At 60.5% G+C, this 13,130-nt stretch carries 10 protein-coding genes; 7 read left to right on the top strand and 3 right to left on the bottom strand.

Features of this window, described 5'->3' with window-relative positions; genetic code table 11:
* Positions 1-204: 204 nt before the first annotated feature.
* The 7 genes from WJU23_RS20210 (at position 205) to WJU23_RS20180 (ending at position 8,213) form a co-directional block, all read left to right on the top strand.
* Entirely contained in the window at positions 205-1,125 is a 921-nt protein-coding gene (locus WJU23_RS20210) for an adenylate/guanylate cyclase domain-containing protein (RefSeq protein ID WP_346334433.1), read from the top strand.
* Between the two features lie 22 nt (positions 1,126-1,147).
* Positions 1,148-1,891, top strand: coding sequence for a DUF2071 domain-containing protein (locus WJU23_RS20205; protein WP_346334432.1), 744 nt, complete (start codon positions 1,148-1,150; stop codon positions 1,889-1,891).
* A gap of 39 nt (positions 1,892-1,930) precedes the next feature.
* Positions 1,931-2,836 carry a TIM barrel protein gene (locus WJU23_RS20200; protein ID WP_346334431.1) on the top strand — a complete coding sequence of 302 codons (906 nt, stop codon included), beginning with the start codon at positions 1,931-1,933 and terminating at the stop codon, positions 2,834-2,836.
* A gap of 89 nt (positions 2,837-2,925) precedes the next feature.
* Positions 2,926-4,980, top strand: a complete 2,055-nt coding sequence (gene waaF / locus WJU23_RS20195) for a lipopolysaccharide heptosyltransferase II (RefSeq protein WP_346334430.1) — start codon at positions 2,926-2,928, stop codon at positions 4,978-4,980.
* A 9-nt stretch (positions 4,981-4,989) separates the two neighbouring features.
* Entirely contained in the window at positions 4,990-5,637 is a 648-nt protein-coding gene (locus WJU23_RS20190; RefSeq protein ID WP_346334429.1) for a Uma2 family endonuclease, read from the top strand.
* A gap of 193 nt (positions 5,638-5,830) precedes the next feature.
* Positions 5,831-7,447, top strand: coding sequence for an LptF/LptG family permease (locus tag WJU23_RS20185; RefSeq protein ID WP_346334428.1), 1,617 nt, complete (start codon positions 5,831-5,833; stop codon positions 7,445-7,447).
* A 16-nt stretch (positions 7,448-7,463) separates the two neighbouring features.
* Entirely contained in the window at positions 7,464-8,213 is a 750-nt protein-coding gene (locus WJU23_RS20180) for a hypothetical protein (RefSeq protein WP_346334427.1), read from the top strand.
* A gap of 2 nt (positions 8,214-8,215) precedes the next feature.
* On the opposite strand, the gene WJU23_RS20175 is transcribed toward WJU23_RS20180, so the two are convergent.
* The 3 genes from WJU23_RS20175 to WJU23_RS20165 form a co-directional block, all read right to left on the bottom strand.
* Complete coding sequence (locus WJU23_RS20175; protein ID WP_346334426.1) at positions 8,216-10,141, bottom strand: hypothetical protein; 1,926 nt, start codon at positions 10,139-10,141, stop codon at positions 8,216-8,218.
* A 7-nt stretch (positions 10,142-10,148) separates the two neighbouring features.
* Entirely contained in the window at positions 10,149-10,547 is a 399-nt protein-coding gene (locus tag WJU23_RS20170; protein WP_346334425.1) for a hypothetical protein, read from the bottom strand.
* A gap of 92 nt (positions 10,548-10,639) precedes the next feature.
* On the bottom strand, positions 10,640-13,000 hold the full coding sequence (locus WJU23_RS20165) for a tetratricopeptide repeat protein (RefSeq protein ID WP_346334424.1): 2,361 nt from the start codon (positions 12,998-13,000) through the stop codon (positions 10,640-10,642).
* Between the last annotated feature and the right edge of the window lie 130 nt (positions 13,001-13,130).

The following is a 13,130-nucleotide window of genomic DNA, read 5'->3' as shown; positions in this document are numbered from 1 at the left end:
ATCCTGATCACCCCTGTCAGGCAAGCTCAAGCCTGGATCAGCCATAATAATGCGCAGGAGAGCTGATTTTTCGAAGAACTTAGGGTCTTTACGCGTCAATTCGTGCTCCAAATGGTGCGGGAGGCCACGTATTTCGGAAAACTTCCGTCTGGGTGCTTGACTTCCTTCACGCCAGTTGCTTCAAGAGTTGTCCGACTAAATATCATGCCTGCCTTTCTCCGAGCTCACGACAAAGGAGTGGAGCACTCACTCGAGGACTTCACGCTCCTGGGCCGTAGCCCTGATGCCACCATCCGCCTCACTGATGCAGGTGTCTCCCGGCAGCACGCCACTATCCGCCGTGACGGCACTCTCTACTGGGTGTCTGACCTGGGCAGCGCCAATGGCAGCTTCGTCAATGACGTGGCCGTGACCACCGCGCGCGCCCTCCGGCATGGGGACCGCATCCAGCTCGGCACCTGCATTTTCATTTTTGAGACGGATGAAGGCGAAGGTGCCCAGAGCGGCGGCAGCGGCACGCAGATGCTGCATACGGTGGCCCTGCCCATGCGCAGTGTCACAGCCACCCTCCTGGTAGGAGACCTGCGCAATTTCACCAACCTTTCCGCCCGGCTCAGCGCCGAACAGGTGGCCACCATGCTGCGCGAGTGGTATGCAGACTGCGAGCGCATTCTGAAGCCGCGCGGGGCCATCATTGACAAGTTCATCGGCGACGGTGTCTTCGCCTACTGGGTGGGGGATTCCGCAGAGATCCGCAGCCAGGCCACGGAGGCCGCCCGCCTGCTCAGCAGCCCGGAGGCCAGCGAATCCCCAGTGCGCAAAATGATGCGCGATGACATGAACATGGAAGTCTATTGCCATGTTGGTCTGAACATCGGTGGCGTCGCACTCGGGGCCATGGGCCGCGGGGTGAATACCGCCGTCGGCGAGGCCGTGAATGTGACCTTCCGCATCGAAAGCCTGACCCGCAAGCTTCAGGTCCCTGTGCTGGCCGGTGCCTCCTTCCTGGCTGGCTGGCCCGATGGTCTCAAGGACTATAAAAACGTCGGCATCCATCCTGTCAAAGGCCAGCCTGAGCCGGTGGAAGTTTACGCCCTGGTTGAGAGCAATCCTGTGCTGGAGTGACCTGCGGCGGCGTATCCCGTCCATGGTTCCCACGCCCGCCTCCCGTCTCCTGCTCCGCGAGATTCCACCCCTGCCGGCGGTGATGTATCAGAAGTGGGAGAAGCTGCTCTTTTTGCATTGGGCGTTTGAGCCTGGGCTGATCCAGAAGACCCTGCCTCCCGGTCTGACGGTGGATGCCTTTGATGGCCAGGCCTGGGTGGCCATCGTGCCCTTTCTGATGCGGGGCATCCGTCCGCGCTTCCTGCCTGCCGTGGGAGGCATAAGCAATTTTTTGGAACTAAACCTCCGGACCTATGTGCATGATGACCATGGTCGGGCAGGGGTGTGGTTTTATTCCCTGGATTGCAACCAGCCGCTCGCGGTGAAGATCGCCCGTAGTCTTTTTCATCTGCCTTATCAGCATGCGCGCATGACTTCGGGAAAGGCCGCTGATGGCCTTTACAAGTATGCTTCGCAGAGGGCAGGGGATGAAGTGGTCTCAAAGTTTAAATATCAACCGGCTGGCGAAAGCTTTGAAGCCGCACCGGGCAGCCTGGAGTTTCATCTGGCAGAACGATACCTGCTTTTTTCCAAAACGCCGCGCGGACTGCGCATGGGGCGTGTGCATCACCGGCCGTATCCGTTGGCCAGGGCGGAACTTCGTCAATGGGACACCCGTCCCTTTGTTCTCAATGGCCTGCCCGTGCCCGACCGGACTCCTGATCACGTCCTCGCCTCCTCCGGGGTGGAGGTGAAGGTGTACCCTTTGCAGACTCTTGACGGATGAGCTGCAAGATTCGACTTTCTCACGGGTTTTCCTTTCACCATGTCTGACCGCCGCTCCTTTTTGAAAAACGCCGCCCTTATCGGCGGATCCCTCGCCCTCGGCAGCCCCGCTCTCGCGGCCAAACCCCGGACCAATGAACTGTGCTTTTTCACCAAGCACCTCCAGGGCCTGCCCTATGATGAGATCGCCAGCCTAGCGGTGGAAATGGGCGTGAACGGCATTGAGGCCCCTATCCGCCCCAAAGGTCACATCGAGCCTGAGGCTGTGGAAACTGAGCTGCCTAAATTCGTCGAAGCCCTGAAAAAACAGGGGCTTAACCTCAGCATCATGACCTCTGGCATCAATGAGGTCAGCGCGGAGCAGCATACGGAAAAAGTCCTTCGCACCGCCGCCGGGCTGGGCATCAAGCGCTTCCGCATGAGCTACTTCAAGTATGATCTGGACAAGCCCATCTGGCCCCAGCTCCAGGACATCAAACCGAAAATCAAAGACCTCGTCCAGCTCTGCCAGGAGATCGGCATCCAGCCGCTGTTCCAGAACCATTCCGGCAAGGACTACGTGGCCGCGCCCATCTGGGACATGTATTCCATCATGCGCGAATACGATCCCAAGCAGTTCTCCTTCGTCTTCGACATTCTCCATGCCACCGTGGAGGGCGGTTCCGCCTGGCCCATCAATGCCAAGCTGACCGAAGGGCATTGGGGTGCCGTTTATTTCAAGGACTTCCAGTGGATTGGCCGCAAATCCCAGACCTGCCCGCTGGGCACCGGCCAGGTGAATCCGGCCTTTGCCAAAATGCTGGTCAAAAATAACTACAGCGGCCCCATTTCCCTGCACCTGGAGTATCTGAAAGGCGATGCCAAGAGCCCGGCCTTCATCAAAGAATGCCGCGAAGCGCATCTGCGCGACCTGAAGGTGCTGAAGGAGTGGATGGGCTGGAGCTGAGAAGCTCTCCTCGACCTGCCCCTGTGCCCACCCTGATGCAGGCGCGGGGTTGCGTAACCCAATGCGTTGAGCCATAGGAGGCGGGACGCATGGGCAAGGCCTCCACCCCGAAAAACAAAACTCTCCAGCTCATCAGCCACTGGCTGGTGTATGCGCTGTTTCGCTGCATCGAGGGCCTGCTGTGGCTGCTGCCGGTGGAGTTCATCTGGTACCTGGGGCGCGTCCTGGGCAGCATCGGCTTTTACATCCTGCCAAAATACCGGCGGCTGGCCAAGCATAACCTCCAAATCGCCTTTGGCCGGGAAAAGTCGGCGCATTGGATCCACCATACGGCCAAGGCGCACTTCCAGTCCCTGGTGACGAATGTTTTATGCGGCTTCAAACTGCCCATGATGGACAAGGAGGACGTGCTGCGCCGCGTCACTGTGGAGGGGATGAACCACACCCATGAGGCGATGGCTAAAAAGAAGCCCATCCTTTACCTGATCTGCCACCTGAGCTGCTGGGAGATTCTAACCCAGGTGCCTTCACTATTCGTCTTCGACCGCAAACCAGCCACGGTTTATCAGCCGCTGCGCAATCCCTTTTTGAATGCCCTGGTCCTGCGCCGCCGCCGCAAGCTGGGATATACCCTTTTTGACCGCCAGGATGGCTTCACCGGCCCCATGAGGCATATGAAGGAAGGCGGCTGCCTGGGCGTGCTGGTGGACCAGCATGCCGGGGATCACGGAGTCTGGGTGCCCTTTTTCGACCGCCTGGCCTCCACCACCCCCATCGCAGCGATGATGGCCCAGCGCAGCCGCGGAGTGCTGATGCCGCTGGCCATTTATGATGACGGTCCCGGCCGCTGGCGCATGGTGTGCAGTCCGCCAGTGGATACGGAGGAGATCAAGCAATCCGTGGACGGCCTGACCACCTGGATGAACCGCAGCGTGGAAATGATGGTGCGCCGCCAGCCGGAAAACTGGTTCTGGGTGCATAACCGCTGGAAGCTGCCCAAGCCCCGCTTTCTCCTCCAAGGGTATAAGCGCGGCATCGCTTATCCGGCAGACTACGACCATTCCAAATTGCAGCCCTTTGAGCTGCTGGTCCGCTCGCCGAACTGGCTGGGAGATGCCTGCATGGCCTTCCCCACCGTACGTGCCATGAAGGCAGGCCGCCCGGACTGCAAAGTGACCGTCTTCGGTCCTGAAAAACTGCGTGAGCTGTGGGAATCCCAGCCCGAGGTGGACCGCTACATTGGCAAGGAGAACAAGGAGGGCCTGTTGAGCGTCGCCCGCCGCATCAAGAAAACAGGCATCCGTTTTGATGCCGCCATCCTGCTCACCAATTCCACCCGCAGCACGCTGGAATTCTGGCTCGCCGGCATCCCCCGCCTCGTCGGCTACAAAGGCTCCCTGCGCTCCCGCTTTCTCACCCAGATCGTCAAAGAGCCGAAGAAAGTCGCCGGACCGCCGATGCATCATACGCTGCGGTATCTGCATGTGGCCAAGACTTGCGGGGCGGATACGGAGAACAGTATTCAGTTTTCAGTCTCCAGTGTTCAGTCTTCAGGAGGCAGTATTCAGTCCGAGGGCAGGCTGAATACTGAAAACGGAATACTGAATACTGAAAACCGAACACTGAACACTGCCGTGCGTGTCGGCATCTGCGCCGGGGCGGAATACGGGCAGGCCAAGCGCTGGCCCATGGACCGCTTTGCAGAGGTGATGAAACAGGTCTCCGCCCGCTATCCGGAGATCGAATGGGTTTTCTTCGGTGCTCCGGGCGAGGCGGCGATGGGTGAGCAGCTTTCCCAAATGGTGGGCGAGGTGAGGCATACAAACCTCGTTGGCAAAACCAAACTCTCCGCCCTCATCACCGAGCTGCGCACCTGCCGCCTGCTCGTCACCAACGATACCGGCACCATGCACCTGGCCGCCGCCCTGGGCGTGCCCACTGTCAGCATCTTCGGCTCCACCGAACCCGTCCTCACCGGCCCGCTCGGCCCCCAGCACACCGTCATCCGCCATCACGTGCCGTGCAGCCCCTGCTTCAAGCGCGAGTGCCCCTTTGGCCACTACAACTGCATGACCCTCATCACCCCCGGCCAGGTCGCGGCGGCGGTGGAGGACAGGCTTGCCAGCCAGCCACTTCAGACGTAATTTCAAATCATGCCTGCCGTCCTTTCCAAACCGCGCCCCAAGGTTGCTGCGCCCAAGGTCCCTGGAAGGATGCTCACTTCTGAGGAATTTCTTGACTGGCTTGAGCCCGGAACATTGGCGGATCTGATCGGAGGCCAGGTTTTTATGCACTCGCCCGTCAACCTACGACATGCCACTTTGGTGAATTTTCTGGACCGACTGCTGGCGGCTTATCTCGAAGAAGCCGACCTTGGCGGCGCACTTCATCGGGAAACCGTCGCTGTTCGACTCAGCGCCCGTGAGACTTTTATGCCGGACTTGGGTTATTTCACTGCCTCCCAGGTGACCCGGATGGGCACGACACATGCTGCCTTTGCGCCCATCTTCGTGGCCGAAGCCCTTTCTCCTTCGACGGCAAAACGGGACCTGGGAATGAAGTTCGCCGCGTATGAACTCCACGATGTGCAGGAATACTGGGTGTTGGATCCGGACAAGCTCGCGCACAGGTTTTTCCGCCGCGCAGGTGACTTGCTGGAGGAATTTTCCGCAGGGACCGAAAAGATCCATAGCACCAGCATTGCCGGTTTTTGGGTGAAACGTGCCTGGCTGGACCCGGAAAAGATGCCCAAAGTCAGCACTTGCCTGAAAGAGATCCTCAAGAGCGCCAAGCGGCACTGAGTTGACCCTGATCCGCCCGGACTGTATTCCGGGCTGCCTCCGCCCTTGCCTCCCGGTCCATCCTCGCCATCTCTGAGGGGCAGAAAGAATGACCTGGCTCCCCACACTCCTTAAAAAGCTTCGGATGCTCGCACACAGGGTGCGCGTGTGGCCTTATTTAGGTCGGTCGGCTTTCTCGCTGGCGCTGCTGGTCATGATCCTGCTCGTCACCCAGGGCCATCACCTGGACCACCCTCCAGAAGTGGCCGGTTATGACATTCAGGCAGGGAAGCTCATCGCCCAGCAAGGCGTGAGTCCGGCGGGTCCGGTCCTCAAAACCGTCTCCCTCGTCCTGCCTTACCTGGATAGCTGGATCCTGGTCGGCGGGGCCGTTTACCTCTTCATCCTCCTGCGTCAGTGGGGAAATCCGCCCAAACTGGTCTTTCCCACCTGGGTGGCCGGCATCTCGGTGGCCGCTTGGGCCATCGGCACGGATATTGCACATCAGCTCGGTGCCATGCAAATGACGGAGCTGGGCGAGCCCCTGGCGATGACCGCCTACTGGATGAAGATGGTCATGATCTATGTGGCCTGCATCACCGTGCCGCTGCTCATTCATTATTATGTCCGCAGCGGTGCCTTAGAACGATATACCCTGCGCACCTTTCTGGCTCCGCTGGTCTTCTGCTTTGTGGCCTTCTGCTCCCTGTGGATCATCATGGATCTGCTGGATAATCTCAAAGAGTTTCAGGAAGCTGATTCCGGCCTGGGCCGAGTGGTGAAATTCTACTTCAGCGTCATCCCGTTCATCTTTGTCTCCGTGATGCCTGCCTCCCTCCTGCTGGCGGTGCTCTATACCCTGACGAAAATGTCCCGGGCCAATGAGATCGTGGCCATGCTGACCGCAGGGCGCAGCGTGGGGCAGATTCTGCAGCCCATCTTTGTCGTCGTCATCGCCGTCTCCACCATCAGCCTGGCCGCCAATTACCACTGGGCACCCCGTGCCGAAGGCAATCGCGAGGCCGTCATGCGCGCCCTGGGTGCCAAGCAGCGGGATTCCATCATGGCCGCCGCCGTGCTTTACCGGGACCCCATTTCCGAGCGCGTCTGGTACCTCTCCACCCTGCCATTTTCCCTGCGTGGTGACCGCCTGCGCGGGGTGCAGGTGCGAGAAATCGGCAAAGACGGCAAACCCGTCCGCGTGATCCATGCGGACTCCGCCATGTGGTGGCCTGGCGGCCTGTGGCGCTTTTACGATGGCAAGGAAGTCCTCTACAGCGAGGGTAAACCCACCTCCGTCAATCCCTTCCCAACGGATGCCGAAGGCCGCCATTCGCTGGATGTGAAAAACTATGACGAAACTCCCTGGGGCATGGTCAGTTACGCTCTCCAGCCCGATTACATGGGCGTGCCGGAAATCGTCTCCTACCTCAAAGCGCATCCCAAGGACCCCAAAGAACGCCTCGCGCCCTTCTTCACGCATTATCATCAGCGCTTCGCCCTGCCCTGGCAGAGTTTCGCCCTCGCCCTGGTGGCCGCGCCATTGGGCATCGCCTATTCCCGGCGCGGGGCCGTGGGCGGCATCGCCGGCTCCATTTTCATCTTCTTCGCCATCCTCTTCCTCAACAACCTCTGCCTGAACCTGGGCAAAGGCGGCCACGTTCCGCCCTGGTTCAGCCCGTGGATTCCACATCTTTTGTTCGGCGTTCTCGGCATGGTCCTGCTGCATTACCGTTCCCAGAACAAAGACCTCCCCCGGATTTCCCTGGGATTCTTGAAGAAACGCAAGGCCCAGATCGCCCGCCCGCGCAATGCCAGGACGGCATCCTGATAAAACCCGTCATACCTTGATGATCCAGAACTGGTCCATCCGCTCCCGCGCCCATCAATGCGCCCACTCCGCCCGCCCCTTTGTGGAAGGGGAGGTCTTCCATACCGCCATTTACTTCGACCCCGAAACGGGAGGATACCTGCGCCGCGATGTCGGCCTGGATGCCTGGAAAAATGAGCTGGCCGAGCGCACCCCCATCGCCTATTGGCGCACCACTTACACACCGCACATTGTCGAGCAGCGGCCCGAGGTCACCAGCAAGGAAAGCGCCATGGCCCTGCTGCAGCGTTTCATTGAAGAGGACGAGCCGCAGACCGAGGACGCCCGCTACATCCTGGCCCTCATGCTGGAGCGCAAACGCATCCTCTCCCCCACTGCCACCAAGGAGACCGAGCAGGGCCGGATGCTGTTTTATGAAAACAAAAAAACCAGCGAGGTCTTCATGATCCGCGACCCCGAGCTTCGCCTGGATGAGCTCGCCCAGATGCAGGATGAAGTGGCCATGCTCCTCGGCTTCGGCGGCCCGGCGGCGGAAGCAGCCAAAGCCGCCGGCATGAAATTCACACCCGAGGGCAAGCTGGAGAAGGCGGATGCTCCTGAGGTTGCTGAAGTTGCAGACGCAGCTTCAGCGGAACCCGAAAACACAACCGCAGACGAACCTGCGGAAGAAGACCTCTCCTCAGCAAAAACGCCTGCTTCAGATTCAGAAGCAGAACCCCCTGGGGAGGATGACGAAACGGCCTCTGAAGAACCCGCGAAGGAGTAAATTCAAGGATTGCTCTCGAAGCTGCCTCCAGCCTCTGTGCTGTCTCCAGCCTTGAGGCCCTGCACCAGCCGCTGAATGCCATTGCGGGCGAATTCGCTCGGCGGATAGAGGCGGCGGGCTTTCAGGTACCAGGCAATCGCGGAGCCGCTCTGCTTGCGCTGCTCATGGGTCTTGGCCTTTTCAATCGCACTCACAAACTCGCTGGCCTTCACACTCAGGTCTGAGCGCATCTTGGTGATCTCCGGATCTTCCGGGAACTGCTCATACTCCCGCTCGATCGCCTCCCAGGCACCGAAGCTGTTGCCATTGCGGGCCGCCTCGCCAGCGGCATGTACCACCATGTTCACGCGGTTCATGTCTGTCAGGACTTGCTTGAGCTGCTCCTGCCGCACCGGGTCATTGAGCGCCGAGGCCAGAAAGCGGCCCTGGTCATTGAACACCTGGCGGAAGTTTCGCTGGCTCAGCAGCCGGTCCAGATCCAGCAGTGCCTGAGCCTGCACATCGCTGTTCTGGCCGATCATGTTGGAAACCTCCCGCAGCTTGGGATTGGTTGGCCAGATCTCCGCCGCGCCTTTCAGCTCGGCGGCGACCCCCGCCTGGTCGCCTTTCACTGCTGCCGCGCGGGCGGCGGTCAGCCGCATGTCACTCAGCGTGCGCGCTGTCTCGATGGCGGCCAGGGGTTTGGAATAATCAAAGTCGCTGGAGGACAGGCGGAGTTTTTTCACCAGCTCTTCCGCCAGGCCGAAATCCCGCATCTCCAGGGCATTGATGAGCTGGTTGCCATCGCGCACATAGTCAAGGACCTTCAGCTTGATGTCCATCGGCAGCCGGCGGATGCGCGGCAGGTATTCGCCGATGGCATAGGCCTCCATCAGCCGCTTGCTGGCGCTGTCATAGTCCTGCCGGAGAACGAGCTGCTCAAAGGCCACCACTGCCTCATCCACCCCCCGGATCGCCTCGGCCGCGAAGCCGTCAATCAGGCTCACCGTCGGCGGCACGCCCATGCTGGCGGAAAACATCTTCTTCAGGTCGGAGTTGTCATCCAGCTGAAGAACACTGTCACCGTCCCGGAACATGTGCGGATACAGCCGGCAGGCTATGATGGCGTGCTCAAACCGCCGCTGCATAAAAAGCTGCACCATCAGCGCCTGAAACTGCGTCTTGCTCGTCACCTCGGACAGGCCGATGGCCGTGTCATTCATCTTCATCCGGGCCTCAATGTCGGCGATGCTTTTGATGTAACCGGAAAGGCGGCCATAAGTCATGCTGTCTGACTTTTGTTCTTTGACTGCCTGCTGCCGTGCACTCCCCTGGCCACCGCCTTTGGTGGACCCGCCTGTCGTGCTGGGTGCCAGCGGGACGCTGTTCATTCCCATCTCCGTGTTCCATTCCAGATCCTTCCGCCGCTTCAGCATCGCTTCGTTGGTCTGCCGCAGATTGGTCACCTTGCGCTGGGCCAGCCACACGTCCCACACGCCGTTGGCAATGGTGTTGGAAATGCCGCCGTCAATCGGATAGGCACCTGCCTCTGGCAGCAGCGCCAGGGCCTTGGACACGTCCGGCCCGCCCTGCCGTGTCGGGGCCAGCAGCAGCGTGATCTGCGCCATGATGTCCCGGTAGGCCTGGTCTTCCGCGCTCTTGGCCTCGGGCGTGGCCAGGTAGATTTCGAACTTCGCCCGCGCGATGCGGTTGTTATTCATGTTCCACATCTTGCCATCCCAGGTCACCGTCTCGCTGCCGCCGTCCACATGCGGCACCAGACCGCCGAAGATGGACTGCTGGCCGCCACCTCCTCCAGCACCGCCCCCGCCTGATGCGGGAGCGCTGGCAGGTGCCGGTGCCGGTGCAGGGGCGGCGGGCGGGGGCAATACCTGGGCGGTCAACGTCCCGGTCATCAGGCAGGCTAGGGTGAAACTCAGATTGTTCATATCATCATCAGGCTTTCAACATTTCCAACACTTCCAACACTCCCGTTTCCAACACCCGCACCTTAAAAACGTAGCGCTGACCTCTCTGAATATTGGTTTCCAGGCCAGCCGGCACCCACACAGGGACAAATGAGCCAGCCTCGGATACCTGCACGCTGAAAAGCCGTCCGTCGGCCGCCCGCCAGTTGTCCAGCCGGTCATCCACCGTGCCTTCGACCTTATAGGTATTGCCGCTCAAGGCCGTGGAGCTTTCCAGATACTCCTCCGTGCTGAGAGCAGTGATCCCCGTCATCGGGTCAGTCGTGCGGTTCAGCAGCGCATAGCCCCCGCCAATGCCCGCCCCCAGCAGGGCCAGCAGGCCGATGAGGTGCATAGGTTTAAGTCCGGACTGAGCGCGTCTTGCCATGTGATTTAGGAATTTTGTCGAGTCTAACGGACCCGGCCCCGCAGGGCAACCATCACCGTGCGTTTTTCCCAAATCTATCTAACGGCCTCCTTTTACCGGCTCAGCATCATCAGGAGCTGACGCGCTTCCTGGAAGCCGGGGTTGATGCTCAGGGCCTTCTGCGTGGCGGCGATGGCCTCCTGCTTCTGTCCAAGCTGGGCGAGAATCGTCGCCCGGGCATACGGAATGCCGGGGTCTCGGGGATCGGCGGCCTCTCCACGGCGCAGTGCATCCATGGCCTCGGCGGTGCGGCCCAGGCCGTTCAGGGCCAGGCCCAGGTTATACCAGGCACGGGCATACATTGGGGCCACGCGCACGCATTCTTTCAATGCGGCCACCGTGGCCTCCATGTCGCCGGTTTCGCTCAGGGCCAGGCCCAGTTCATAATGATACTGGCCTTCATTCGGGGCCAGCTTGATGGCATCCCGGAGTTTCTCGATCACCTTCGGCGTATTCCCGGCGGCGCTGTAGAGCATGGCCAGATCGTGATGGAATGGCGGTGAGTTGGGGTCCCAATCAATGGCCGTTTGCATGTGCTTGATGGCACGGGGCACATCCCGGATCGCGTAATAAAACTGGCCCATCTGCATCTGGCCGCTCGGCTGGTCGGCATTGAGGCGCAGCATGTGCTGCAGGTCCATGCCCGCAGCGCTGTCCAGGTTCAGGCGGTCCCGCAGGGACCAGGCCGCCGTCACGCGGACGCTGCGGACCGGATCCTCCAACAGCTTCTCCGTGGCCTGGCGCAGGGAGCTTTCCTGCAAAACCGGCTCCAGCATGCGGGCGGCGGACTGGCGCACCAGCGGGTGCTCATGCTCCAGCTGTTTCGCCACCGCCTGCTGCACCTGCGGCTCGCTCATCCAACGGTCCAGCAGCAGGGTAGCGCTGGCTTTCCAGTGCGGAATTTCATCGCTCTCCAGCAGGGCCAGCAGCTCATCCCGCGCCTCCGGATTACCCTGCCGCGCTTTGGCGATGGTGATGGCCCGCGTGCGTGTCTTGCGGTTCATTTTTTCACCATACCATTGGTTAGTCGCTTCCAGCGCCCAGTCCACGGTCTGGTCCGTGTGGCACTTGTTGCAGGCATTCGGCACGCCGTATTCCTTGGTCAGCAGCGGATCTGGAATGGTGAAGCCGTGGTCATGCCGGGGATCGCGCTGCATGTAGGTGGTCTGCGGCATGTGGCAGTTGATGCATTCATTGCCGGTGCTCTTGGCCTGGTGAAAGCTGTGCATCTCCGGCAGGATCACCGGCGCATTCGGGAAGCCGCCCGGTGTGTGGCAGCGCATGCAGAGATTGTTGCCCGGCAGCACGGTCTTCATGCTGTGCATGTCATGGCAGTCCATGCAGCGCACACCGGCGTGGTACATCCGGCTGCTGAAGAAGCTGGCAAATTCATAGTTCTCATCCCGGATCTGCCCGTCTGGATAATAGACATCCGTGTGGTCCGTGATGGTCAGCAGGTAGTGGTCCCAAAAGGAATCTCCGGGCACAAAATCACCCGTGATCTCCCCGCGCCGCGCGTGGCAGCCGGCGCAGTTTTCCACATGCTGGTCACGGCTCCATTCCACCAGGGTGGGGTCCTTTTTCCCACTGTCCTTGTATTCACGCTGCCAGTCATCATGGGCTTTCATCGGCCCGTGGCAGGATTCACAGCTCACGGTCAGCTCCGTCATGCTCGTCCGGTAACTGTCGGTCTCCAGGTCGTAGTTTTTCCGCACACGGGTGTTGTGGCAGCTCGCGCACATCTGGTTCCACACCATGCCGCGTCCGGTCCAGTGGCCCCATTCCCCTGGCACCCGGTCCTCGTCGCCATAGACATTGAACCAGTCGCGCACCTTCGGGTCGTAGCAGGCCTCCATGGCATGCAGCCGCCCTCTTTCCCCTTCCACCAGGAACTGCCTCAGCGGTTCATGGCCGATGACCCGCTGCACCGGATAGGCCTCCTTTTCGCCGCCAAAACCCAGCGACAGGATTTCATAAATGCCGTCCTTCTTCCGCGCCTCAGTCGTCTGCGTGCCGTGCTTGAAGGCCTGAGGCGGTTCAAACCCGGCCAGGTCCAGCTTGTCATCCGGCAGCCTTTCGGCCAGCCCGTGGTTGGAGCTCTCCCATTTTTCAAACTCTCCCGCATGACATTCCTTGCAGGACTGGGAGCCCGCATACTCCGCATAGGCCTCCTTTTCATCCCGCATGACAAACGGCTCGATTTTCTTCTTTGTAGGCCCCCCCTTCACGGTGGCAGCCACCGGCACGGGCGTGTAGTTCTTCTTCGGCCACATGGCCCAGCCTATCAGCCCCACAACGGCCACCATGGCGATGACAAATCCTGCCATCTTCATGCCTCCCTGCGCAGGCTCTCCTCCACCCGAAGGCGGTGGCGGAGTCTGTGGCGGGCTGGCGTCCTGGCGGCGTTTTTTCATCTCATCTCAATACGTGGCAAAGCGAAGCTCCGTCAACGTCATGTGATCCCCGTCCTGTCACCCGGTTTTGCAAAACCGTTTCCAAGACACATCTTGTGACTGACGCCAGCCGCTGTAAGGTGGCGGCCCC

Origin of the sequence: Prosthecobacter sp. SYSU 5D2, from assembly GCF_039655865.1 — a bacterium.
Lineage (GTDB): Bacteria > Verrucomicrobiota > Verrucomicrobiia > Verrucomicrobiales > Verrucomicrobiaceae > Prosthecobacter.
The sequence above is the reverse complement of the archived record's forward strand: the minus strand, read 5'-3'. Positions and strand labels throughout refer to the sequence as shown.

Excerpts from the sequence above, each read along its gene's own strand:
- WJU23_RS20210 (WP_346334433.1), top strand. The coding sequence starts at position 205 with ATGCCTGCCTTTCTCCGAGCTCACGACAAAGGAGTGGAGCACTCACTC.
- WJU23_RS20205 (WP_346334432.1), top strand. The coding sequence starts at position 1,148 with ATGGTTCCCACGCCCGCCTCCCGTCTCCTGCTCCGCGAGATTCCACCC.
- WJU23_RS20200 (WP_346334431.1), top strand. The coding sequence starts at position 1,931 with ATGTCTGACCGCCGCTCCTTTTTGAAAAACGCCGCCCTTATCGGCGGA.
- waaF (WP_346334430.1), top strand. The coding sequence starts at position 2,926 with ATGGGCAAGGCCTCCACCCCGAAAAACAAAACTCTCCAGCTCATCAGC.
- WJU23_RS20190 (WP_346334429.1), top strand. The coding sequence starts at position 4,990 with ATGCCTGCCGTCCTTTCCAAACCGCGCCCCAAGGTTGCTGCGCCCAAG.
- WJU23_RS20185 (WP_346334428.1), top strand. The coding sequence starts at position 5,831 with ATGATCCTGCTCGTCACCCAGGGCCATCACCTGGACCACCCTCCAGAA.
- WJU23_RS20175 (WP_346334426.1), bottom strand. The coding sequence starts at position 10,141 with ATGAACAATCTGAGTTTCACCCTAGCCTGCCTGATGACCGGGACGTTG.
- WJU23_RS20170 (WP_346334425.1), bottom strand. The coding sequence starts at position 10,547 with ATGGCAAGACGCGCTCAGTCCGGACTTAAACCTATGCACCTCATCGGC.
- WJU23_RS20165 (WP_346334424.1), bottom strand. The coding sequence starts at position 13,000 with ATGAAAAAACGCCGCCAGGACGCCAGCCCGCCACAGACTCCGCCACCG.